Consider the following 22791-nt stretch of genomic DNA (forward strand, 5'->3'; position numbering starts at 1 on the left):
AGACCGACCCCTGGGAGGACACCGAATGACAACACTCAACCTGAAGGCGTTGCTGCCGGCCATGTCAATGGCAATTGCGCTCACGACGCCTGCCATTGCGCAGGATATCCCCAACATTCCCTCGGAGGTCACGCTGTTCAAGAACGTGATGGTCTTCGACGGGGTGAATGACGGCTTGAAAGATGTCGACGTGCTCGTCGTCAAGAACAAGATTCACAAGATTGCAGAGGACATTCCCGAATCCGGCACGTGGGAAGTCGAAGTTCGAACGGGCGGAAGCAAGCGCCTGCCCGATCCTGTTGGCGGTATCGACGGCTATTCTTTCACCATCCAGACCGAACGCGGTATCGAGACCAAAGAGGTCGAGGTCAATGTGATCGACGGCGGCGGACGCACCTTGATGCCGGGACTGATCGACAGCCATGTGCATGTGAATATGTACAAGGATGGCACGATCCCGGGCCTTCAGGACACGACATGGGAGGAGATCGGCGCACGTTCTGCGGCCTTTGCGCAGGAAATGCTGGCGATGGGCTTCACAACCGTGCGCGACATGTGCGGTGCACATGGTGGACTTCGTGCGGTAATCGACGAGGGTTCGCTTCCGGGCCCGCGGATATACTCGTCCGGCGCCTGCCTCAGCCAGACCGGTGGTCATGGCGACTGGGGGATCGCCGGGCAACGCAAGAACGAAAGCAATCTTGAACGGCTGGAGATCACGCGGCTTGTCGACGGCCCTGCCGAAGTGCTCCACGGCGCGCGGCGGAACTTTGCGCTTGGGGCCAACTACCTCAAGATCATGGTCAGTGGTGGTGTGACCTCCATCAAGGACCCGATCTACCAGTCCGCCTTTACAGACGAAGAAATCGCCGCTGCCGTCGAGGTGGCCGGGGACATGGATTCCTATGTCGCCATGCATGTCTTCATGGATAGCGACCTGTCGCGCGCGCTCGATCTCGGGGTCAAAGTGGTGGATCACGGCCTGACCATAACGGAACCGACGATGCAGAAGCTGGTAGAGAAGGAAGCGTTCTTCTCGCCCAACCTGACCGCGTTGGCGCCCGAGGCGCTTGAGCATCCGATGCACCAGGACCCGACCTTCCCGCCGACGGCGAAGTTCCTCTGGTTGCGGAAAAACAGCGAGCAGTTGTTTGATCTGGTGCGGAAGTACAAGCCGAAGATGGTGTTCGATTCCGACTACGTGCTGCTGACCGGTGTGCCGTACCGGCAGTCGATGGACTTCACCAAGGCTTTCATGGCGCGTGAGTTCGGCAACCTCTGGGCCTTGCAGATGATGACCTCGAATGGCGGCGAACTGGCCGCACTGACGGGACGCGGAAACCCCTATCCCGAAGGCAAGCTCGGCGTGATCGAGGAAGGTGCCTATGCCGATATCCTCATCGTTGACGGAAACCCGCTCGAAGACATCACTGCCATCGGCGCTGTCGATACATGGTTCGATGCCGAGCCACGCGGGCAGGACGTGCCGAGCATTCGCGTCATCATGAAGGACGGCAAGTTCTACAAGAACACGTTGAACTGAACTTTCGGCGCGGCGCTGGCCCCGCCGTCAACATTGCGGAAGGGCAAACTTATGAAGCATCTTTTCAAGTCCACATTACTGGCGGGCGTGGTGTCGCTCGCTGCCGGCATGTCCTCTGCGCAGGACGAAGCGCTGCCGCAGACCCTGTTCACCAATGTCCATGTTTTTGACGGCGTGAACGAGGCGCGGATCGAAAACGCCAGCGTTCTGGTCGAAGGCAACCTGATCAAGGAAATTTCGACGGACGGGATCGAAGCGCCCAACGCAACCATGATTGACGGCGGCGGGCGCACGCTCATGCCGGGGATGCATGACCAGCACGTGCATTTGCTGGTGTTCAACCCGCTCAGTGACGGGTTGCGCCAGAACATCACGCCCTTCCATCTTGGTGGCGTTGCAACGATCCGGTCCGAGCGCATCCTGATGAACGGGTTCACGACGGTTCGTGACCTCGGCGGACCGGCAAAGTCCATCGCGCGGATCATCGATACCGGTATGTTCCCCGGCCCGAGGATCTATTCCTCGGAGGCCTTCATCACGCAGACATCGGGCCATGCCGATTTCCGCAAGCTGAACGACCGGCATCCAACCCTGTCGGGGCAAGGCCCATCGCATTGGGTCGACACGGACATGAGCTTCATCGCGGATGGCCCGGAGCAGATCCGCATGGCGGTGCGCGAGAACCTGCGGCGCGGGGCAACCCAGATCAAGGTCATGGTCAGCGGTGGGGTCACGTCCGAGTTCGACCCGCTGCATTCGCTTCAGTACCAGGCGGACGAGATCCAGATGGCGGTCAAGACCGCCGAGCAATGGGGCACCTACGTCACCTGCCACGTGTTCACCGAGCAGGCGATCCGCAACTGTATCGACAACGGTGCAAAGACCGTTGAGCACATCCCGTTCCTGACCAAGGAGGCCGCCGAGATCATGGTCGAAAAGCAGATCATGTTCGCGACGGCGGTAGCCCCGGTCTACTCGGTGACGACCGAACAGGCGGAAGCCTTCTACACGCCAGCCTCGTTCGCCAAATGGAAGAGTGTCCGTGACGCCGCCGCCAACATGATCGAGGTGATCCAGACGACACCGGGCATGATCGACCTCTACACTCTGGGCACCGATCTCATCAACAACTGGGACCAGACGCTTGAGCAGGACAAGAAGATGAACGACGAGTTCAAATACCTGCACGAGGCCAAGTTCAAACCCTTCGACATTCTGCGCATGGCCACATCGAACGGCGCCCGCATGAACCGGCTTACGGGCTTGAACAATCCGTATCAAGACGGCCCGCTCGGCGTGGTCGAGGAAGGCGCTTACGCGGATCTCCTGCTGGTCGATGGCAACCCGCTCGAAGACATCCTTCTTCTGGCCGATCCTGATCCCAACCTGAAGGTCATCATGAAGGACGGCGTGATCTACAAGAACACGCTGGACTGAGGAGAGCGCGGGGCGGTCTCCCTCGTCCGCCCCGCGTTTTTTTGCCCGACGCAATCATCCCGGAAGGACTGACCGTGAAACACCTCACTCTTGCCACTCTCATGGCCCTCTGCAGTTCGATGGCGGTTGCTCAGGAGTGCGACGTCGCGCTTCTCAACGGCCGCGTCATGGACCCGGAAACCAATCTTGATGCCGTGCGCAATGTCTGCGTGACCGGCGACAGGATCACCGCGATCACCGAAGATGCCTTGACGGGCAAGCGCGAGATCGACGTTTCCGGGCATGTAGTCGCGCCGGGATTCATCAACACCCATTCGCATTCCTTTGGCGGCTTCGATCAGAAGATGATGGCCCATGATGGCACGACGACGATCCTCGATACCGAGAGCGGCGTGGCGGATGCCGACCTGTTCTACGACAAGTACGAGGGCAATTCCTTTCTCAACTTCGGTTCCGGGATGGGGCACGAGGAGATCCGGCGTGTCGTGATGGATGGGGTTTCAGTCGAGCTGGCATCCGATCCGACCTACATCCTCAAGTCACGCGGTGCAGCCGAGGAAGAAGACGGACATGCCAGCTGGGCGCTGGATATTCCGACTGCGGATCAGCTCGTCGAAGTCATGACCATGTATGAAAAGGGTCTTCGCGCCGGGGCGATCACCGTCAACACGACGGTGGGATACATGGGATACAACACCTATCCGAAGGAGATTTTCGCGCTTCAGAAAATGGCGAAGAAGTATGACCGCTTCTTTGGCGCCCATACCCGTTTCGGTCCGACCGAGAGCCTGCCGCTCTACTATTCCCTGGGCGCAAACGAGGTGATCGCAAACGCCGTTGCGCTCGACGGGGCCCTGATCCTTTCCCACATCCAGAACCAGGGGTGGGAAGAAATCTACGAGCTTGCGCGCCGCCTGCAAATGCGCGGAATGACCATCTTCGCGGAATACTACCCGGCCATCACCGGCAATCCGAACATCGCGACACCGCAACTGCTGCCGGACAAGATCGAGGCGAACAATATCGTTCCGACCCGCGATATCTTCGATACCAGCACCGGCGAACTCTACGAGTCCGACGAGGAGTTCTTCCGGCAGCAGAAGGAGGATCCGAGCAAGCCGATTTTCATCACAGTCCGCCCCGAAGCAGACCTGGAGCGCTGGATCCACATGAAGGATATTGCGATCGCCAACGACATCGTCGGCTTCACCGTCGATGGCGAACCGCTGCCGATCGAGGCCGATTTCACGGAGTACGGGGGGCACCCGCGCAATGCCGGCACCTATGGCATCGTGTTCCGCGAGGCCCGTGAACAGGGCATCGCGCTGATGGAGATGGTGAACAACGCCTCCTACATTCCCGCGAAGTACTTTTCCAAGGTGGGCCTGAAGGCGATGCAGGAACGCGGCCGGATGCAGGAAGGCATGATCGCGGATATCACGATCTTCGACCCCGACACGATCACCGAAACATCATCGATGAAGAAGGGCATGAACGGCTCCTTCACCAAGGGAATCCCCTACGTTCTGGTGAGCGGGCAGGTCATTATCGACGACGGTGTCGCTAATATCGACCTGCGGCCCGGGCAGCCGATCCGTTACCCGGTCATCGAAGGGGGCGAGATCGATCTGGACCTCGGGGACAAGGAATTCACCTGGCACGCCGACATCGAAACGCCAGAGGATGAGCATTCCGAGTTCCCGCTCCGCCCTGCCGAGCTGGAACACTCCATTCCCGGAGCTCCGGGGCATTGAATGCACAAGAACGGTCAGGGCAGCCATGCTGTACTGACCACAACATCGAAGCAATTCCGGGTGGCAAGATGAACAGGATCCTTCTTTCGACAGCCCTTTGCGTCTCTGCGACAGTTGCAGCGGCGCAGGACACAAAAGACATGCGCACCTTCCTGTTTATCGGCGCATCCAACAGCGCCGCCTGGGAGATGCAGATCGCCAATCCCGGGGACCGCGCGGCCTCGGTGAAGGGTGGGATCGAGGCGCTCGGCGGCGAGCTTTTGAGCTACTATTGGGGGCTTGGGAACGGGAAGAACTACATCACCGTCGCCCTGCCGGACGACCCCACCTTCATCCAGGCCTTCTATGTCAGCCGTCTCGGTGACGGGTTGCTGGAGGATTACCAGATGATCGAGTTGATGAGCAGCGCCGACATGGCCGAAGCCCTCGCCCGTGTGCCGGAGATCAAGGCGCAGGACGATCTCAAGTAACCGGACTGCACACTCGGGACGATCCAGAAGGGAACATCAAATGAACTTCAGCCCTGTGTGTCGGCGGAGTCGTATTATGCAAATAGTTGCCATTGGCCTGCTGTCCGCCTTCTTTCTCTTCGCCAGTTCGATCAAGATCCTTGGCTGGCAGAAGCTCATCTTCGAAACGCAACCGGCGATGTTCGTCAAATACGGGCTGAACCGTCAGATCATGGCGCTTGTCGGTGGTGTCGAGCTTTTCGGGGCGGTGGCGATCTGGTTTCAAGGCAGCTTGCTCGGGCCGCTCGGGGCCGCTGCCCTTCTGGGCACGTCGCTTGGCGCAATCGGTTGTCATCTGATCTGGGACACTTGGAAAGACGGTGTGCCTGCCATGATCACGGCTACGCTTTCGGCCTTCGTCCTCTGGACGGGCCGGGATGTCGTACTGGCGATACTTGCATGAGCGGGCCGAAGAAGAATCAAGAGCAACAAGAGAGACCTCATATGGGACAGGCAAGGCTTCTCGGTACGGTCATCGTCGCTGGCTTCTGGTTATCAACCGGAGCCTTGGCGCAGGAAAGCCGGCCAACGTCCGCCCTGGAGGCCGCCGCAGCGGTCTCGCTCGGTGGCCCGGCATCCACGCAGGCCCAACTGGAACAAGACCGAGTGCGGCGGTTGCAGGACTCTCGCTGGCCGGGGCTGGATGCGGCATTGGACCCCTTGGAGGCATCGCGGCAACGCTTTGCCGAACGCACCGGCCTGAACCTCTCCTTCGACTACCAGGCCTATTACCAGTCCGCGACCGAGAGCCTGACCGATATCGACGAGGCCGCCTTGGGCCAGGCGCGCATTCTGGGCCAGTGGACGCTGCTCAATCGCGGCGGCGAAAATCCCGGGCAATTGGTCTTCACATTGGAGAACCGCCATCTGCTCGGCACGGACATCGCGCCAAGCGGGCTTGCCGGGGAAATCGGCTATGCGGGCGTCACCGCAACGACATTCAGTGACACCGACACGACCCTCTCCGTCGCCTACTGGTCCCAGACGCTCGCTGGCGGGAAGGCCGGTTTCGTGGCCGGCCGGATCGATCCGGGAGACTACTCGGACATCCTCGGCTACGTGAACCCACGCACGACTTTCTCCAATTTCTCGATCCTGTTCAGCCCGGTCCTGCCGATCCCCGATCCCGGCTTCGGCATTGCGGGGGGCGGTTTCCTGACCGACCAGATCTATGCCCTCGGTGTCCTGTCGGATGCAAACGGCTCGCTGACCGATGTCGAGTGGTTTCCCGGTGGCCCCGAGTTCTACAAATACGCCGAGATCGGATGGACGCCCGAACGCTCGAAGCGCTTTCTAACCAACGTTCACCTCGGGGTATTTCACGTCGATGAACGCACCGAGGCAGGCGTGCCGGAGAGCTACGGGGCGATCCTGTCTGCCAACCACACGATCAACGAGGAATTCATGATCTACGGACGCCTCGGCTGGTCGGAGGGTGAGGCGCCGATCGCCCGACGCGCAGCCAACGCTGGACTTCTATGGCGGCCGGGCCTCTATGACGACCTCTTTGGGTTTGGCGCGACCGTTGCGGACCCGGTAGATGAAACGCTCGACACCCAGACCACAATGGAGGCCTTCTATCGGTTGGACCTGTCGGACAATGTCGCCCTGACGGCGGACGTCCAGCACATGATCAACCCGGGCTTCAACGATCAGGACACGACCGTTTTCGGCTTGAGGCTGCGGATCAATCTTTGACCTGAGTAGCGGCGGATAGAATGCCGTCTGGTTGGGAGTGTCGTGCCTGCGCCGGAACGGCCCATGCAGCCATCGCGGCCAAGGAGGCGACCCCTTGGATGATTGGCATTGCGTCAGGCGAAAGTCATGACGGCAGAACAACCGTCGAATTTGGCTTGTTGCTCTGCAATGTCAGCCATTCCAATGAAGCTGTCGGATGCTCTCAAGCGGGGGCATGGCGGTTCGCTTAGATCTTTCCACAGAAGGCGGCCACGGAGGTCGCCACCGTCAGAAAGGTTGGAACCGATGACAAACACCCTCAAGAACACCGTATTCGCCGCCCTTGCCGCCTCACTCGCCCTCGCTGCCCCGATGGCCGCCAATGCCGGTGACATCGGTGAGAAAGCCCTCAAGGGCGCTGTGGCCGGCGCCGTGCTGACCGAAATCACCGGCGGCGACGCCAAGGACGGCCTGGCCCTCGGCGCAGCCGCCGGTGCGCTCGGTGGCAAGATCGCCGAAGACCGGGATCGTCAAGATCGCAAGGACGATCGCAAGAAGTGTGGCAACAAGCACAAGCGCTGATCCCGCAACGAGACAACCGGAACGGTTTACCCCTTCCAACCGACGCTGGAGAGATCCGGCATCTGCTTCAAACCCGTCAGGCCTCATGCCTGCCGGGTTTGTTGCGTCAGGGTGGTTCAGGAAGACGGAGAAACGTGAAAGTGCGGGCCTATGATCCGAGCAGTCCGGCCTCTACTCAGATCGTTCGCCCTATGCCAGGGGCGCTTCTGTTGCTGGCTGCTCCCTGAAGTCGCTGGGGGGCTGTCCGTACCATCTTCGGAATGCCGTGCTGAAGGTACTGGCGTCGCTATATCCGAGAAGATAGGCGATCTCGGTGAGCGGAAGCGTGCTGTTGAGCAGATAGTCCCGGGCCAGAGCCTTTCGCAGATTGGCGACGACCGCTGCGAAGCTCGTGCCCTCGTCGGTCAGTCGGCGGGCCAGCGTTCGGGCGCTCATCCCAAGTTCCGCCGCAATTGCGTCCTGCTGGGCCGTGCCGGCTGCAAGACGCGCCGTGATCTGCCTCTCAACAACCCGGGCCACACTGTTGGGTGTCTGCGGCATCCGAGCCAGCGTGTTCTCGCAAATGACCGAAAGCGTCCGCTGCAAGTTGTCGTCGGCCGTCAACAGCGGCACATCCATATCAGCCGCCTTGAAGGCAATGCTGTTCTCCGCGGCACCAAACAGGACATTGCAGCCAAAGAACCTGTCGAGGGCCTCGGTGCCGGTCAGCCGCTGATGCGCGAACCGAACATGCGTCGGACGGATTTGCCGATTGGAGTAGTCCCGCAGGGCGAAGACCGTGCCAACGGCTCCAAACTCGGCATATTGCCCGGTCGGAATGCTTGCTGGCACATCGTAGTGCCAGGTCAGCCGGGTGGTTTCCGGGCCTTCTTCCATGGCCGTCTTGCTCGCGTCACCGATCACGCGCTGAAAACGGGTGATGTTTCGAAGGTAACCGCCAACGGTAGGTGCCGAAACGCCGACATAGGCGAGCAACCCGGCCTTCCTGACCAGGTCCGGCGACTGTGCCAGGCGGTATCCGACAAGGTCGTCCCTGGTCAAAGCGCTCGCCTTTTCAAACAACCAGGCAGTCTTGTCGAAGGACCAGCGAGCATCCGGGTCTTCGAGTTGAGATCTGGTTATCCCGAACTCCTTTCGGATATCCCGCTCGGAAAGGCCTGTTTTCTTCAACTCACCGACAATGATCTGTCCCCAGATTGCGCTGTGTTTTGGAATCTCGGATTTCATTTCTGGTCCGTAGTCTCGGTGTCTGACGTGTTGCGCCACGTTAAGGCCCGTCTGACCTTCTTGCCAGTTGCCAAAGCCAACGTTCGAACAACGCAACGCCCGTTTCGTTCAATACCCGCAGTGCCTTTCACACACTCGCCACCAAGGTAGGCGCGACGTCGGTCGCGAGTAACTCGAGATCCGTGCGGTGTGACACACCGAGTAGCGGCGCACATCGTCCGGGTTGGGCAGCTTGCTTGTTCGCTGTGGCTTTCGAAGCCGCCATTCTCGGCGCGCTACTTAAAAGTCCGCTCTGGGCCGGAGGCGTCAGGAGGCTCCACCAAGGTGGTCACGCGGCCCGCCTCAGCGCCGCATGGCTGCTTTGAACCCAAAGCGGTGTTCTTGCTGCGAAGGATTACCTTCAGTTTAACACCCTAAAAAATCTATACCTTACGTCACCCCCTTCATCAGGTTTGCCAGATGGTTTTACAGGCGAGCCTGAGGTAGCCTTCAATAACTTCTTCGCCATCTTGAGGGTTAAGATATGATCTCCAAACGCGCATTTTTATCCGGTCTCGCATCGACCACTGCGCTGGCGCTGGTCCCGGCGCGAGTTCGTGCTCAAGCCCCAGATGCCACACTCTTCACGAACGTGCGTGTCTATGACGGGATGTCCGATGAATTGACCGAACTCACGAACGTTCTTGTCGAAGGGGAAATGATCAAGGATGTCTCGCCCGCAGCTGATGCCGCGCCAGAAGTGCCGCGCATCGATGGAGCTGGACGGACCTTGATGCCGGGGCTCCTCGACATGCATGTGCACCTCCAGTGGAACCAGGACCCTGCTGGCTTCCTGACAGCACGTCCAGATTACATTGCTGCATTGGCATTGAGCGAAAGTGAAGCCACCCTGATGCGTGGCTTTACCAGTGTCCGTGATACTGGTGGCGGCATTCTCGGTTTGGCGCGCGCCATAGACGAGGGCCTCCACCCCGGTCCGCGCATTCAGGCGTCAAACGCTGCGATTTCAATGACCGCCGGTCATGGCGATCTTCGGCCGCGATCCGTGCGTCCGAGAGCCTTCGGCGGGCCGCCGTTCACAGAAGCGGAGCGGCTTGGGATCACACTTTTCGCAGACGGGGTTCCTGAAGTTCTGGCGGCTGCACGCGAGCAGTTCCGGCAGGGTGCGCACTTCATCAAAGTCTTTTCAGGCGGCGCCGTTACTGGCCTCTACGACCCATTGGATATCAACGAGTATTCGCCGGCAGAACTCGAAGCGGCAGTAGAGGAGGCCAAACGTTGGAACACTTACGCGACCTCGCACGCATACATGGACACATCGGTTCGGGCCGCCATTGAGGCAGGTTACCAATGTATTGAACACTGCAACCTCATGACGCCTGAGTCGATGGAGTTGGCCGTGGAAAAAGGGGTCTGGCTTTCAACCCAGGTTGGCTTTTTTGCAGCAGACATTCCGGCAGGGTTCACGCCCGCCCAGGCAGAACGCCAAAAGATGGCGTTTGATGGTCTCGACGCCATGCTTCGATTAGCGCGAGAGTCCGGCGCTAAGATTGCACTCGGAACAGACTTTGTCGGATCGAGGCAAACGAAAGCAACGCAGTTGGAGGAATTGCAGCTCAGGACGCCATGGTTCAGCAACGCCGAGATTTTGCGGCAGGCAACAGGTCTGAATGGTCAGCTTTGGGACTTGACCGGCCCGCGTAATCCCTACCAGGCTGGTCCAGTCGGTGTCATCCAACCCGGAGCCTACGCAGATATTCTGCTCGTGGACGGAGACCCGATTGCCGACCTTACGGTCATGGCCTCTGCGGACAATTTTGATGTGATTATGAAGAACGGCAAAGCGCACAAGAACAATCTGGCCTGAGACATTTCCCGAGGGTCAAGATAGACACTTGAACCGCCCCGGGTTTTCCGGAGGCTGATTACTCCGTTTCAGGCGACTTTATCGAACTCGTTACGCTGTTCATAGAACTTCTCCTCGGCTTCTGCTGGCGGGATGTTTCCGATGGTCTGCAGCAGGCGGCGGTTGTTGAACCAGTCGACCCATTTCAGGGTTTCCCATTCGACGGCATCGGCGGTCAGAGGTGGTTCGGTTCGTTTGAACAGTTTCGAGCCCGGCAGTCTCAAAGCCTCTGTTGTTAGCCAATGCATCAGGGCTTGTATCGTGCGTATCCAAAGTCCATATATACGTGGCTTACGTTTTTCTTTTTCGACCTGCTGTCTCCTCAATTCGGCGTTCAGTCCCTCGATTCAGACCGACCACGCCGAGTCGCTGCAATGATGCGGGCGACAAGCATTAGGAGACTTCCACCATGGCAAATGGCACAGTAAAATGGTTCAACTCAACCAAAGGTTTTGGCTTTATCGAGCCTGAAGATGGGAAGCGCGACGTGTTCGTGCATATTTCCGCACTTGAGCGTTCCGGCATTAGCGAATTGAAGGACGGCCAGAAGGTTACCTTCGACGTCGAAGCTGGCCGTGACGGACGCGAAAGCGCTTCCAACCTGGCACTCGCATAGCCTGCTACGGGCATCCTTCTGGGGTGCCCGTTTGTTCAGAGGGTTCCCAAGAGCCGTTGGAGAAAAAGTCAGTTGCAAAAGCAGGAATTGACCCGGGCGCTCGTTCAATACCGCGTACCCGATAACAAGCGTAGTGTTTTTGAACTGACAATTACTGTTATCCCTTTTTTCGCACTATGGGGCGCAGCGTGGTTTGCGCTTTCCCTTGGTGTCTGGGTCGCTATTCCACTGGCAATCCTTAACGCTGCATTTCTGGTGCGTCTCTTCATCATCATGCATGATTGTGGTCACGGATCATTTTTTAAAAACCGTACCGTTTGCAATTGGACAGGCCGGGTCTTGGGTGTTCTCGCCCTCACACCTTATGACGTCTGGCGGCAAAGCCACGCGATTCACCACGCCTCAACCGGCAACCTCGATCGGCGCGGGATGGGCGATATCCCTACGTTGACTGTAGAGGAATACCTGAAGCGCAAGCGGGCCGGTCGTGCCGCTTACAGGTTAATCCGGAACCCCTTCTTCCTGTTCTGTATCGTGCCTGTCTACACGTTCTTTCTGCAAAATCGCTTACCCTTTGGTTTCATGCGGTCAGGCTGGCTGTATTGGGCAAGCGCAATGGGAACAAACGCCGTGATTGCGGTGGTCCTGGCCCTGATTTTTTGGACCGGAGGCCTGGATGTGCTGGTTTATGTATTCCTGCCAACCATGATCGTCGCCGCCTCGATTGGTATTTGGCTTTTCTATATTCAACACCAGTTTGAACACACGACATGGGAACGGGAAGAAGAGTGGAACCTTCAGGACGCCGCATTCCATGGAAGTTCTCATTATGCCTTACCAGGCATCCTGCTTTGGTTCTCTGCAAATATTGGCGTTCACCATGTTCACCACCTTGCCAGCCGCATACCGTTTTATCGGCTAAACGAAGTTTTGCGGGACCATTCCGAGTTGGAAAATTGCCAACGTATTACTCTATATGAGAGCCTTCACTGTGCACGATTGCATCTTTGGGACGAAAAAAGCCAGCGCTTGCTGACATTTTCCGAGGCTTTGTCGAACGCCAATAACTACTCAGTGTAGTCTGGCGCGCACCAGATATGCCTCCACAGTGTCACCGCCTAGGGCGCGAATGGCCTCCAGTCGGTGAAGGCCTTCGATCAGCACGAACCTCTTGTTGTCCGCGCGTATCTGGATCGGGGTCCTCTGGCCGTTCTTCAGGATATCTTCGGCCAGCGTCAGAACTTTTTGTTGATCAAGCGTTTTTGCCCGTTTCACAGGTACATAAATCAGGTCGAGCGGATATGGTCGTTTCTCCAACATAAGCTACGTGACCAACCTTTCGTGCATGTGTTCCGATTTAGAGCTCACTTCAAAAGCGGGGGCTGGAACGTGCGTCATAGAACCGAACGAACAGCGTCGCGCAGTTCCTGATGCATAATCCAAGTTGCGGGCTCGTCGTCACTTTCGATGTGAGAAAATGCCAGAACCTGTGCGGCTCCATCATTCTGTGCCGATCCGGCTTCGGGAAGATCCAGCTCCAGATATTCCGCAATCAATAGCCCGATTTTCTTGAAGACCTTGATAGAGGCTTCGCGCGATTTGTAGCCGGCCGCCTGAGACAAGTTACCAATGGTCAGACCGTCCTTGCCCGCGATTGTAAGTGCTTTCAGCAACCTGACCTGCGCAGGGGTGAGCCTGATCTGGCGCAATGCCTCGGCATATTCTCTTTCACTGGGAACGAGGGTTCCGGAGTTTCCCTCCAAACGGCGTTGACCGCTACGCTTCCTGTCTCGTTCTGCGAGAATTTCTTTCAAGGCTTCTATAGCCAATGCTGGTGTTTCTCCAACTGCATCGGCAATCATTGTCTGCGTTTTGGCCGGCGGTTTGGGAAATGCCCGTGCAACACTATCGCCGCTCAGAACGCCGGCCTTGATCAAGTACTTTCCAAACTCTTCCTCAATCACTCCTGATACGTCAGCGTTCCGCGACTTACGAACACTGCGGTCCTGAAATGCTCGTTGTTCCAGACCTCGAGCTGACATCTTTGAACCGGAAAGGGTAATTTGAGGGGTATTTTTGCGCATCAGAGAAACACCACTACAACTATCGCTGCGACAAACACCGCCGATGCAATAGATATCTTTATCCCATTGGACCGGCGACGCGCCTTTTCAGCCTTGATGCTCTTGCCCAGGTTTTCATCAATCGAGTCATTGTTCACGGCTTTGTCCTTCCTGATTTCTCATGCGGCATAGGTTTCCACCAACGCATTGTTATGGCACATTTTCCGTGCACGTATCGTTCTGTCTTGTGAATGGACGATTACATTCCCAACCGTCACCTCTTCGGTTCAAATGAGCGTTGGAAGGAACTTGAATCTTATCGCACCTGTTCCGGTTTGCGCGAAAACCACGTTCGCATTTCCATCCAAAAAAAGTCTCAGGGGCGAGATATGCATCCTGTGGAATTGCCACTGGTTCACAGCTGCTCTCCGCCGCCCTGTAACCTCTGAGGCACACCCATCCATCCGAGCTTCTTTTGTCGCTCAGACGACCGTTTTTTGGGACATCTATTGCAACACAATCCTGGTTTTCTTTACGAAATCCCCAGTTGCAGTGTATTTCCTGCACGCCAAACCGAGTTTCGACGTACCCATTTTGGGGCGAAATCACTTCTTCACACTCTTCTCCGGCACGCTGGAACAGCCGATTGCACGTCCACTGATCTCCGGTTGATGCCAGGTAGGCATTTTCAGGAACTCTTATTTTCTCACAGAGTTCTCCGACATTCTTAAAACCGTGATTGCATTCCCACCCGCTGCCATAGGAGCTACCCGTTAAATATGCGTTTTGGGGTACGTTTGTTCTTTGGCACGATCCATTCTTGTTTTCGAAACCTTCGTCACAAACCGATCCATCGGCATTGCCTCCGACTTGGGCAGGAAGCTGCGTTCCTGAGAGCAACACCAAGAGTGTCGGGATTAGACAAAGAATGCAGCGCGTAAACACGATTAACGACTGATTGAAACTGAGCCTGAGACCTGATCTATCGGGCATCAAGCACGCAATTTATGAGCCTTGTGCTGTTCATACGGCGCCTTCTTTCATGGGTCACGCAATGACTGGTGCATGTCAGGTGACAATTGCGAATGCTTGCGAGGAACGAGCTCATCGCGAAGACCCCAGCGAAACCCGTTCCTATGCTGGGGCACATGCTACAGTTAGTCTGAAGGCCATTGGATCATCGAAGCCGGCAGCATCGCGGCGTCGAGTAATTTTTACCAATGCACGTTTGTGGTCCTTAGCCAGAATAGAGTCAAGGAAGTTTCCCTCGTCGCAACGCTAGTACTGCCAAGGCAGGTGGTTTTGAAACAAGCACGTGACCAAGTAGCCTGGTGAACCGCCGAAAGAAGTTACTTGGCATTAATCTGTTGTTGTAGGGTTTTGGGGTCGGACCAGCAGCGAATGGCAGCTTGAGTCCGCGTCTCTCTTGTCGAGCCTGAGTGCGGCGAAAGAGCGGTACGTGATCAAGGTTCCCTCGTGGCTATGAATGACTGGCCTGACGTCATCAGCAGCAACGCATCGACATTCGTGCCGCTCCTGTGAACTGATGCTGCGCAAGCACTCGCGGCGCGAGCAAATGGTTGATCTGCTACGCTTCTCGGGAATTGCAAAGTCTAATTGCGAATGTCCGTTTTGGGCTGTCTGCGGTCCTTTGGAAAAAAATGCGGATGGCAGCGTTGTCCGCAATTCAGTCATTGAGCGTAGGTGAGCGAACGTCTGCCTTGAGCCCGAAGCGGACATTCGTAAAAAGATTTTGCAATTTCCGAGACTGGGTGTAGGTGCGTTTAAACTTCTACATGTATAAGATTGATTTTATAAATTAATATGCTGAAACTTCGCCCAAAGTTTGCATGCTACAGAGAACCCATCGAACAAACAGGCTCTCAGGCTTCTATACGGTGCCCAATTGCAGTTTACTCCCAATCACCAGCAGACGAGCGCCACGTTTTAGCGTCCGCGTCCCAAACACTGGCCGTAACGCAAGGCGTTGGGTTTATTCCGTCGCAATCGGATCCATGAATACCTGCCACAACAACGCGTTGGCGCCCAAAATCAACGACTGTCCAGCCTTGATTGAGCAAGGATTGCACCTCTTCACCAACCCAAAAATGCGACATGCATCCGCCAGTTCCGCAATAAAGAGATGCGGCGCTTGAACACGCGAAACCAGACTCATTCAGAACCCAGTCGCGTCGTAGATCTCCGTCGAGATCGACCCTCTCAACCGCACCCCAGTCTAAGTCAAACTGACCGTCGTTGAACTCCGCGCAGGCCTGTGCCGCCAGATCAACCTTCGCCTGCAAACCGGGCGGAAGTTGCGATACATCAGCCGCGACAGCTGGTGAGTTCCATACTAGACCAGAGACCAGCACAAACCTGGAAACTAAACCTTTCAATTGACGCACTATTTGGGAAGCTGTTTGGAAGGTGGCATCAATTGCACTGATCATATCTGTAGTCCCCGTATTCCAGCCAGTTTACCGAGCCTTCGCTAAAAATCAGAAACTCGGACCTGTCTTCCCCAAGCAGGGCGACGACAAATCCGGCGGGCGGCTCATAGTTTCCGAAGTAACTGTAGGCCGTCATGGCTCTGATCGACTCGCCGTTGACCGTTACTCGCGCGTCCCACTCCCCCTCTGGATTGTCCAGAATTACATATTCGATTTGGCGTTTTTTCGCTCCGCCACCACAATAGACGATGCCTTCGGGTGCTTCGTAGGAGGTCCCTTGGCTAGCATCTGAGTCGCAGGCGGAACGAAGGGACCGAATTGCTGCGCTGGAACCCTTCAAGTCAAAGATTCCGTAGCTGACATCTTGATCAATCATCGACAGATTAACCGATGCATTGGCCGCAAGCTGGTCCAGTACAAAACCATAGTCCTCTTGACTATTGAAACTGACCTCGACGGGATAGTTGTCGACGATCTGCACGGCAGCGTTTTCTGCGCCAACCTGAAATGCCCCAACCTCGGTAGTGCCGTTCTTCAAAAAACGAATGGAAAGCCCTTGCTTCTCCACAATGTCCTGGCTGTCCTCATATCCAGCTGGAGCGAAGCGGATACGGTTACACTGAAGTTCCAGGGTCATGTTTCCGGTTTGATTAAATGCATTGGGATTAGGCCCGGAGTTGAACGACCACTCCGCTGATGCTGTGGTCGCTCCTGCCATCAGTAGCATTCCAATGGAAATGGTTTTGAAGCTCATTTTTTCTCTCCATTGAGTTACGGTTCGCACTGTCATTCAGCAGAAATTCCGGCCCGTTGCCCGGACAACCAGGTCAGGAAACAGGCTCGCCGTATTCGTTTGCGCCTTCTTCCGAAGGGCGCGTCAACCACCAGATCATCAGAATGGACAGAACCAATTGAAGAATTGAGACAACAACAATACCGGTCACGCCCAGGACGGCCGCAGGTCCTCGCAATGCATCGGGGTTGTCCGTCCCTTGCTCCAATACCGAAAAGAACGCCACCCCACCCAGCATAACAAAGAGCGTTGTAATGCTGAGCGCCATCGGCAGCAGCAAATACCAGCCAGGTCGTCCTGTATCATGCAGCCTTCGCCAACCGGCGGCCAGCATAGGTATGAGAACAGCCAGTTGGAAAACAGAGGACAGGACCCGAGATCCCTGGCCTGTTTCGGGGTTGGTCCCGAATATGATCGTATCCAGCACAGCTAAAGCGGCACTCACGAGAACCACAAACAAGAAGAACCACCAGTATTCTGAGCGTATAGCCCGACCGGAGAACTGGAAGTATTTCGAGAAACACGTCTTAACGGCTTCACCAAATCCCATCTTTCAATCCCTTCATTGTTTTTGTGCGGCCTCAAATCGCTTCGCCGCTCAGGGGAACACACTCTTAGCTCCCAGTTACCTTTTTTGTTTGAACGCAGAGGCCTATCGTACGAGAGCGTAGAGAAATTTACGCGCGGAAAAAATATTGATTTATTAAAAATTAGATTCAAACATGCGAATTCGACACAACTATATTTTACCTCCGTTGTTGTCGGCCCCGGCAATCAACTCAATATCGTTCCCCCGACCAATCCGTTGGCGACAAATCTTTGAGATAGGTAAGCACCGGATCGAGCTGTGCTCAATTGGCTGAGTAGAAGCGGACGCTTCAAAAAGGAGCATCCAACTTCACTAGATTCGATGGACCCTGATGGAGAAGAAAATGACCAAAAAGACAGTGATGATTGCAGGCACAACTTTGTTTGCATTGCTTGCGGCATGTGACGAAACGAGTACGTCTAGCGCGTCCGCCGAACTCACACCCGCTCAGCAGGCGTGTTTGCGAGATGTAGCCAAAACAACGAACAATTCGCAAGTCGTTGTGCTCTCATCCGCGTTTAGCGAAGCTGGAACACAAGTCACTGTCGGTGTTGGTGAGGACCGTGCTCCTTGGAATTGCATTGCTTACAGTGATGGCGCGACAGCTGGTATCGAGTTCCTGGGCGACGAAGGCGCACTGTAATCTGGTCGCTGTGTATCTCGAAAGCACCAGTCGTGATCAAATTTGAGTACCGGTAAGCTCAGACATTCAAACCTCGTAATAGGATTGGGTTTTAACATGCTCAATCATGCTAAGGTTGTAGAAAATGCCCGTAACCAACTCGGTTGTAATTGCGATCATTTGCACTTTTTTGGCTATTGTATCAGTCCCAAAATACAGCATGGCCCAAACTTGGGACATCGCATCCCAGCACTCTGTCAGTGGCGTAACGGTGTATGATACCGATGAGCTGTTAACGTTTGCCGGTCAGTTGGCCTTTGACCGGTCGGGGCGCATCACAGCGGCGGATGTCGCATCAACGATTACGCAGATCTACCGAGAAGACGGTTACTTCTTGGCTGAGGCCTGGCCTGGACCCGATGGGCAGAGCATAGTTGTGGATGAAGGACGCATTCAAACCATCGAAATTGAAGGGGTAGATACGCGCACGTTCCAAACCTTGGAAAAGATCTTTCGCCCACTCACCACCGCATACCCGATAACTCTCAAACAATTTGAGCGGGCAGTTATGCTCGCCGAGGACATACCCGACTTGGACGTGTCGACCGAACTTGATTACCCGGATCAGGCTGGTGCTCGGCTGAGAGTATTGGGAGAGCCACTGCGAAAACAAGCCGGTAGTGCGACACTCGACAACCCTCCGCGTGAGCTGGGAGAAGCGCTCAGCTTCTATGTCGTGCAAGAGTTTTATTCGACGCTGACTGTCGGGGATTTGCTGCGATTTGAGGGGTCTGGCAACTACAATTGGGACAAAGACGACGAACACTCTTTGTGGGGCGCTGTTACCTATCGCACGCCGCTAAACAGCGATGGTCTATACGGTGAGGTTTTCTACGGAAACATAAATGCAAAACGTGACCTCTCGGGGGAGTTTGCAAGAACAGATGTTGATGGCGAGAACTTCACCGTCGCGTTGGGCTACCCCGTGATCCGCGATGTGGCCCGTTATGGATATCTTCTGCTGGATTATCGCCTTTCCGAGGCGGACTCAGTCAGTGGCGGCGTGCCATTATCCAGTGACGCAGGTGTCGTCGGCCTAACGTATCTCTATGGGCAAAACTATCCAAAAGGGCAAACTCTGGAGGCTGGGTTAACTTTATCGTTTGGCAACAATAATACGACGGACGCGAATTTTGACGACGGCGACTCCTCGTTCTGGCATCTACGGGGCGGCATTGGATACGAAAGCCCGCTAACGGGCTTGTCGCCCAACACAGCTTGGCGCACTGAGATCTGGGGCCAGTTCACAACCGACCGGCTGCCCTCGGTAGAGGAGTACTTCCTTGGTGATCGTTATGCTTTGCGCGGATATCGTTTTGACGAGGTAGATGGTGATTCCGGGATCTCCGCGATTTTCGAAGTGTCTCATTCCTACTTCCCTAGGTCCCAGAGCATACATCGCTTAACACCCTTTGCTTTTTTCGACGTGGGGTACATCTCGAACAATGACCCTGCGAGTTTTGAAGTTGAAAGTGCTACACTGGCATCGACAGGTCTGGGTTTGGACATTGAGTTTAAGCAAAACCTATTCTTGTCCGGATATGTCGGTGTTCCTTTGAGGGACGGTCCTTTGACCGACTCTGGCGATCCTGGCGCGTATCTTGCTCTGACAACAAGTTGGTGAGGATGTTATGAAACGGAACCGCATTGCTTTACTTTCCGCAGCTTGTTTGATTGCTGGACTGGCCGCTACGCAGGTCTTTGCCCGCGGAAATCACTACGGGTGGTGTCGAGGTGTAGGGAACCCACACCAGTCCGGCCAAGGATGCGGGCAGACCGGTGGGCAAGGGCCAGGCAATCAAATTACCGGCCCAACGCAGCCGGTGGCAAATCAGTTGCCACCTCGAGGAACGCCGCAAACGCCGACGTCCGTTACAGTGCCGGTCCTTGCACCGGGCGCGGTCCCGAACGCAATTCCCGGGCGGGTTCCTATCGCGACGCCAATAGCGGTTCCCGGTCAGGTTCCAACGCCGATCGTAGCGCCGACACTAGCTCCGCCATTGGTGCCAAACCCGACACCAAACCGGGTTCCGACAGCCGTTCCCAATCAGGTTCCGCCGTTGGCTACCGGACCGACTGCTGTGCCGCCGCAAGTTCCGACTGCGACTCCCAATCAAGTTCCGATAGCTGTCCCTGGCCAGGTTCCGCCTCAACCCAATGTGCCGCCCTTGGTGCCGACAGCAACACCTAACCAAATACCAGTCGCTGTCCCTGGCCAGGTTCCGCCTCAACCCAATGTGCCGCCCCTGGTGCCGACAGCAACACCTAACCAAATACCAGTCGCTGTTCCTGGTCAGGTTCCGCCTCAACCCAGCGGTCAAACTGCTGTGCCACCGCTCGTTCCAACCGCGACTCCCAACCAGGTTCCCATAGCGGTTCCTGGTCAAGTTCCACAGTTGACACCAAAACCTACGGCAACTCACGTGGCCGTCCCAGGACATCCGAAACCACAAGGCGTCGTGACAGTTATGCGCCCAAAGCCAAGGCCGACGACCGGTACTGTCCGGCCAACTGGCACAACACAGGTGACCCACCATTTGACCCACCAAAGCAATTCAAAGAAGCACGATCATGTCGCAGCAACACCTGGACGGCATGACCCGCACGAATTACCCAGGTTCCGCAACGCAGCGGCCAAGGAAAACTGGGAATGCGTTGCCAGCGGATTTGGACAGCGCCGTTACGATGCAGGGCGTGGTGTATTGCTGAACAGCGGAGCGTTGCGGCACCTCGGAAACGTGGACGCTATGGCACGAGATGTCCCTGCACGGCATCCAAAACACTCTGGATGCATTATTTCGGTTAAACGAAAGCAGCGCTGAAGCTCACTTGGTGGGTTTTGCTCGGACAATGAGATTAATCGACCAAAAGTTCCTCAATTGTCATCTGGGTCTTGTCAGAAGAACTTGTCTTGAGGCAGGCAGGACGGTTGCGTAGCTTTTGCCCATGACCAAACCTGCCTCTTTCAAGTACTTCAAAACCAGTCCCGAGGTCATCCGCCTTGCGGTGATGCTGTACATCCGTTTCCCGCTCTCGCTTCGAAATGTCGAAGATCTGTTGCACGAGCGAGGCATCGACGTGAGCCACGAAACCGTCCGATATTGGTGGAACAGGTTTGGTCCAATGTTTGCAGCTGAGATCCGACGGAAGCGTGTGCAGCAGCTGCGCGCATTCTCGAAATGGAAGTGGCACGTGGACGAGGTTTTCGTAAAGGTGAATGGCAAGCGACATTATCTGTGGCGTGCAGTAGATCACGAAGGTGAAGTGCTGGAAGCAGTTGTCACCAAGCGCCGAAACAAGGCTGCAGCACTAAAATTCCTCAGGAAATTGATGAAACGGCACGGTTGCGCCAAGGAGGTCGTCACAGATCGCTTCGCTTCCTACAAGGCTGCGCTCAGAGAAATAGGCGCGTTCGAAAAACAACAGACGGGCAGGTGGCTCAACAACCGCGCCGAGAATTCACACCTGCCGTTTCGACGACGCGAACGCACGATGCAGCGTTTCAGGCGCATGCGAAGTCTACAGAAATTCGCCTCCGTCCATTCCTCCGTCTACAATCACTTCAACCAGGAAAGATCGCTAACCATGGGGTTTCTTGTTACATACCGAAGCGGGCCTAACGAGTTCCATGCAACTTGTTGGCCGCCTCTCAGAACAATTATCTTTGACATGAATTATGATTCATGTTTCATTTTCGACGGAGGAAAACGGGAGGAGCCTTTATGTTGCGCATGCTCGCACTAACCGCTGTCGGCGCGTTGATTTCGTCTACGGCGATTGCGGAAATAAGAGTTGCCCATGTCTACGGCAAAACTGGACCTTTTGAGGCCTATGCAGCCCAGTCCCACAATGGTCTGAAGCTGGGGTTGGAATACGCCACGGATGGCACGATGGAGATCAATGGGGAGAAGATCGTCATCATCGAGAAAGACACACAGTTGAAGCCGGACATTGGCCGTGCGCAACTGGAAGAGGCTTACGGCGACGATGACGCCCATATCGCGGTTGGCCCGGTCAGTTCTGGTGTTGCTTTGGCGATGCTGCCCGTTGCCGAGGAATACGAGCGTGTATTGATCGTAGAGCCCGCGGTGGCGGACTCGATCACTGGTGAAAACTGGAACCCATATATCTTCCGTACTGGCCGCAACTCCTCTCAGGATGCGATTGCGAACGCTGTTGCTCTGGGCGGTGAGAACGTCACGGTTGCAACTCTGGCGCAGGACTACGCGTTTGGTCGCGACGGCGTGGCGGCTTTCAAGGAAGCTTTGGAAGGAACAGGTGCGACACTGGCACATGAGGAATATGTGCCGACCGACACAACGGATTTCACCGCAGCCGCAGAACGCATTTTCAATGCGATGGCTGATATCGAAGGCGAAAAGAAGTTGTTCATCATCTGGGCCGGTGGCGGCAATCCGATGAGCAAGATCAACGCGATGGAGCCTGGCCGGTTTGGGGTCGAGATCGCCACAGGCGGAAACATCCTAGCGGCTCTTAAGGCGTACAAAGAGCTGCCTGGAATGGAAGGCGCCACCTACTACTACTATGAGATCCCCAAGAACCCGGTGAACGACTGGCTTGTGAAAACGCATTTTGAGCGTTTCGACAGCCCGCCGGATTTCTTTACAGCCGGCGGCATGGCGGCAGGAATCGCCATTGTTGAAGCGATCAAAAAGGCTGGAGGCGCTGAAGACACCGAAGCGTTGATTGCTGCGATGAAGGGGCTCACTTGGGAAACTCCCAAAGGCACGATGATGTTCCGCCCAGAAGATCATCAGGCAATGCAGACCATGTACCATTTCCGCACCGAAATTCAGGACGGCAAGGACTATGGTGTGCCGGTGCTGGTCCGTGAGATCGGCATGGACGAGATGGAAATTCCCGTTCGCAATCAATAAGCTGCGGCCTCAGTTTGTCGCATGAAGCCGGGGCGGTTTGTCTTTTGCCGCCCCGGGGACATTAG

20 protein-coding genes and 2 pseudogenes are annotated in these 22791 nt (G+C 56.0%); 14 read left to right on the top strand and 8 right to left on the bottom strand.

Going from position 1 to position 22791, the window contains the following annotated elements; all coding sequences use genetic code 11:
* Nucleotides 1-25 precede the first annotated feature (25 nt).
* The 7 genes from ACR0IR_RS02975 (at nt 26) to ACR0IR_RS03005 (ending at nt 7502) form a co-directional block, all read left to right on the top strand.
* Nucleotides 26-1543, top strand: a complete 1518-nt coding sequence (locus ACR0IR_RS02975; protein ID WP_170343540.1) for a metal-dependent hydrolase family protein — start codon at nt 26-28, stop codon at nt 1541-1543.
* Nucleotides 1544-1594: 51 nt separating this feature from the next.
* A complete protein-coding gene (locus tag ACR0IR_RS02980; RefSeq protein WP_170342821.1) occupies nt 1595-2980 on the top strand; it encodes a metal-dependent hydrolase family protein in 1386 nt (461 codons plus the stop codon).
* Between the two features lie 74 nt (nt 2981-3054).
* Nucleotides 3055-4734, top strand: coding sequence for an amidohydrolase family protein (locus ACR0IR_RS02985; RefSeq protein ID WP_170392031.1), 1680 nt, complete (start codon nt 3055-3057; stop codon nt 4732-4734).
* 140 nt (nt 4735-4874) lie between these two features.
* A complete protein-coding gene (locus ACR0IR_RS02990; protein ID WP_170357382.1) occupies nt 4875-5204 on the top strand; it encodes a hypothetical protein in 330 nt (109 codons plus the stop codon).
* A gap of 76 nt (nt 5205-5280) precedes the next feature.
* Nucleotides 5281-5646 carry a DoxX family protein gene (locus tag ACR0IR_RS02995; protein ID WP_170364432.1) on the top strand — a complete coding sequence of 122 codons (366 nt, stop codon included), beginning with the start codon at nt 5281-5283 and terminating at the stop codon, nt 5644-5646.
* Between the two features lie 41 nt (nt 5647-5687).
* Complete coding sequence (locus ACR0IR_RS03000; protein WP_170365936.1) at nt 5688-6941, top strand: carbohydrate porin; 1254 nt, start codon at nt 5688-5690, stop codon at nt 6939-6941.
* A 285-nt stretch (nt 6942-7226) separates the two neighbouring features.
* Nucleotides 7227-7502 carry a hypothetical protein gene (locus ACR0IR_RS03005; RefSeq protein WP_170364428.1) on the top strand — a complete coding sequence of 92 codons (276 nt, stop codon included), beginning with the start codon at nt 7227-7229 and terminating at the stop codon, nt 7500-7502.
* A gap of 189 nt (nt 7503-7691) precedes the next feature.
* Here ACR0IR_RS03005 and ACR0IR_RS03010 read toward each other — a convergent pair whose 3' ends face one another.
* Nucleotides 7692-8729 carry an AraC family transcriptional regulator gene (locus ACR0IR_RS03010; RefSeq protein ID WP_170342831.1) on the bottom strand — a complete coding sequence of 346 codons (1038 nt, stop codon included), beginning with the start codon at nt 8727-8729 and terminating at the stop codon, nt 7692-7694.
* A 523-nt stretch (nt 8730-9252) separates the two neighbouring features.
* Between ACR0IR_RS03010 and ACR0IR_RS03015 the strand changes: the two genes are divergently transcribed.
* Nucleotides 9253-10596 carry a metal-dependent hydrolase family protein gene (locus ACR0IR_RS03015; RefSeq protein WP_170363823.1) on the top strand — a complete coding sequence of 448 codons (1344 nt, stop codon included), beginning with the start codon at nt 9253-9255 and terminating at the stop codon, nt 10594-10596.
* Nucleotides 10597-10664: 68 nt separating this feature from the next.
* On the opposite strand, the pseudogene ACR0IR_RS03020 reads toward ACR0IR_RS03015, so the two are convergent.
* Nucleotides 10665-10805: pseudogene (locus ACR0IR_RS03020) on the bottom strand (IS3 family transposase); the annotation flags it as partial.
* Between the two features lie 239 nt (nt 10806-11044).
* Between ACR0IR_RS03020 and ACR0IR_RS03025 the strand changes: the two are divergent.
* Nucleotides 11045-11251: a cold-shock protein gene (locus tag ACR0IR_RS03025; protein WP_170357379.1), complete on the top strand. Its 207-nt coding sequence runs from the start codon at nt 11045-11047 to the stop codon at nt 11249-11251.
* A gap of 72 nt (nt 11252-11323) precedes the next feature.
* On the top strand, nt 11324-12331 hold the full coding sequence (locus tag ACR0IR_RS03030; protein ID WP_170363838.1) for a fatty acid desaturase: 1008 nt from the start codon (nt 11324-11326) through the stop codon (nt 12329-12331).
* Here the strand turns inward: ACR0IR_RS03030 and ACR0IR_RS03035 are convergent.
* The 6 genes from ACR0IR_RS03035 to ACR0IR_RS03060 form a co-directional block, all read right to left on the bottom strand.
* Nucleotides 12323-12571, bottom strand: a complete 249-nt coding sequence (locus ACR0IR_RS03035; protein WP_170363837.1) for a ParB N-terminal domain-containing protein — start codon at nt 12569-12571, stop codon at nt 12323-12325. The two genes, ACR0IR_RS03030 and ACR0IR_RS03035, sit on opposite strands and share 9 nt — an antisense overlap.
* 74 nt (nt 12572-12645) lie before the next feature.
* Nucleotides 12646-13335 carry a hypothetical protein gene (locus ACR0IR_RS03040; protein WP_170363836.1) on the bottom strand — a complete coding sequence of 230 codons (690 nt, stop codon included), beginning with the start codon at nt 13333-13335 and terminating at the stop codon, nt 12646-12648.
* Nucleotides 13335-13472 carry a hypothetical protein gene (locus ACR0IR_RS03045; RefSeq protein ID WP_170337404.1) on the bottom strand — a complete coding sequence of 46 codons (138 nt, stop codon included), beginning with the start codon at nt 13470-13472 and terminating at the stop codon, nt 13335-13337. The genes ACR0IR_RS03040 and ACR0IR_RS03045 overlap by 1 nt, the downstream gene beginning before the upstream one ends.
* 1755 nt (nt 13473-15227) lie before the next feature.
* Nucleotides 15228-15764 carry a hypothetical protein gene (locus tag ACR0IR_RS03050; RefSeq protein WP_170343553.1) on the bottom strand — a complete coding sequence of 179 codons (537 nt, stop codon included), beginning with the start codon at nt 15762-15764 and terminating at the stop codon, nt 15228-15230.
* Nucleotides 15748-16518, bottom strand: coding sequence for a hypothetical protein (locus ACR0IR_RS03055; RefSeq protein WP_170343554.1), 771 nt, complete (start codon nt 16516-16518; stop codon nt 15748-15750). Before ACR0IR_RS03055 ends, ACR0IR_RS03050 begins: the two co-directional genes overlap by 17 nt.
* Before the next feature lie 73 nt (nt 16519-16591).
* Nucleotides 16592-17107 carry a DUF805 domain-containing protein gene (locus ACR0IR_RS03060; protein ID WP_170363834.1) on the bottom strand — a complete coding sequence of 172 codons (516 nt, stop codon included), beginning with the start codon at nt 17105-17107 and terminating at the stop codon, nt 16592-16594.
* A 382-nt stretch (nt 17108-17489) separates the two neighbouring features.
* Between ACR0IR_RS03060 and ACR0IR_RS03065 the strand changes: the two genes are divergently transcribed.
* The 4 genes and pseudogenes from ACR0IR_RS03065 (at nt 17490) to ACR0IR_RS03080 (ending at nt 22726) form a co-directional block, all read left to right on the top strand.
* Nucleotides 17490-17789, top strand: a complete 300-nt coding sequence (locus tag ACR0IR_RS03065; RefSeq protein WP_170343556.1) for a hypothetical protein — start codon at nt 17490-17492, stop codon at nt 17787-17789.
* A 124-nt stretch (nt 17790-17913) separates the two neighbouring features.
* Nucleotides 17914-19452: a ShlB/FhaC/HecB family hemolysin secretion/activation protein gene (locus ACR0IR_RS03070; RefSeq protein WP_170363833.1), complete on the top strand. Its 1539-nt coding sequence runs from the start codon at nt 17914-17916 to the stop codon at nt 19450-19452.
* A gap of 1322 nt (nt 19453-20774) precedes the next feature.
* Nucleotides 20775-21413: pseudogene (locus ACR0IR_RS03075) on the top strand (IS6 family transposase); the annotation flags it as partial.
* A 137-nt stretch (nt 21414-21550) separates the two neighbouring features.
* The gene (locus ACR0IR_RS03080) at nt 21551-22726 is read left to right on the top strand and encodes a substrate-binding domain-containing protein (RefSeq protein ID WP_170363887.1); all 1176 of its coding nucleotides are present in this window, start codon (nt 21551-21553) and stop codon (nt 22724-22726) included.
* Nucleotides 22727-22791: the final 65 nt, after the last annotated feature.

This window comes from Ruegeria sp. CF2, assembly GCF_056537385.1.

Bases quoted from the DNA above. Each gene is read 5' to 3' on its own strand.
- ACR0IR_RS02975 (WP_170343540.1), top strand. From the start codon at position 26: ATGACAACACTCAACCTGAAGGCGTTGCTGCCGGCCATGTCAATGGCA.
- ACR0IR_RS02980 (WP_170342821.1), top strand. From the start codon at position 1,595: ATGAAGCATCTTTTCAAGTCCACATTACTGGCGGGCGTGGTGTCGCTC.
- ACR0IR_RS02990 (WP_170357382.1), top strand. From the start codon at position 4,875: ATGCGCACCTTCCTGTTTATCGGCGCATCCAACAGCGCCGCCTGGGAG.
- ACR0IR_RS02995 (WP_170364432.1), top strand. From the start codon at position 5,281: ATGCAAATAGTTGCCATTGGCCTGCTGTCCGCCTTCTTTCTCTTCGCC.
- ACR0IR_RS03000 (WP_170365936.1), top strand. From the start codon at position 5,688: ATGGGACAGGCAAGGCTTCTCGGTACGGTCATCGTCGCTGGCTTCTGG.
- ACR0IR_RS03005 (WP_170364428.1), top strand. From the start codon at position 7,227: ATGACAAACACCCTCAAGAACACCGTATTCGCCGCCCTTGCCGCCTCA.
- ACR0IR_RS03010 (WP_170342831.1), bottom strand. From the start codon at position 8,729: ATGAAATCCGAGATTCCAAAACACAGCGCAATCTGGGGACAGATCATT.
- ACR0IR_RS03015 (WP_170363823.1), top strand. From the start codon at position 9,253: ATGATCTCCAAACGCGCATTTTTATCCGGTCTCGCATCGACCACTGCG.
- ACR0IR_RS03025 (WP_170357379.1), top strand. From the start codon at position 11,045: ATGGCAAATGGCACAGTAAAATGGTTCAACTCAACCAAAGGTTTTGGC.
- ACR0IR_RS03035 (WP_170363837.1), bottom strand. From the start codon at position 12,571: ATGTTGGAGAAACGACCATATCCGCTCGACCTGATTTATGTACCTGTG.
- ACR0IR_RS03040 (WP_170363836.1), bottom strand. From the start codon at position 13,335: ATGCGCAAAAATACCCCTCAAATTACCCTTTCCGGTTCAAAGATGTCA.
- ACR0IR_RS03050 (WP_170343553.1), bottom strand. From the start codon at position 15,764: ATGATCAGTGCAATTGATGCCACCTTCCAAACAGCTTCCCAAATAGTG.
- ACR0IR_RS03055 (WP_170343554.1), bottom strand. From the start codon at position 16,518: ATGAGCTTCAAAACCATTTCCATTGGAATGCTACTGATGGCAGGAGCG.
- ACR0IR_RS03060 (WP_170363834.1), bottom strand. From the start codon at position 17,107: ATGGGATTTGGTGAAGCCGTTAAGACGTGTTTCTCGAAATACTTCCAG.
- ACR0IR_RS03065 (WP_170343556.1), top strand. From the start codon at position 17,490: ATGACCAAAAAGACAGTGATGATTGCAGGCACAACTTTGTTTGCATTG.
- ACR0IR_RS03070 (WP_170363833.1), top strand. From the start codon at position 17,914: ATGCCCGTAACCAACTCGGTTGTAATTGCGATCATTTGCACTTTTTTG.
- ACR0IR_RS03080 (WP_170363887.1), top strand. From the start codon at position 21,551: ATGTTGCGCATGCTCGCACTAACCGCTGTCGGCGCGTTGATTTCGTCT.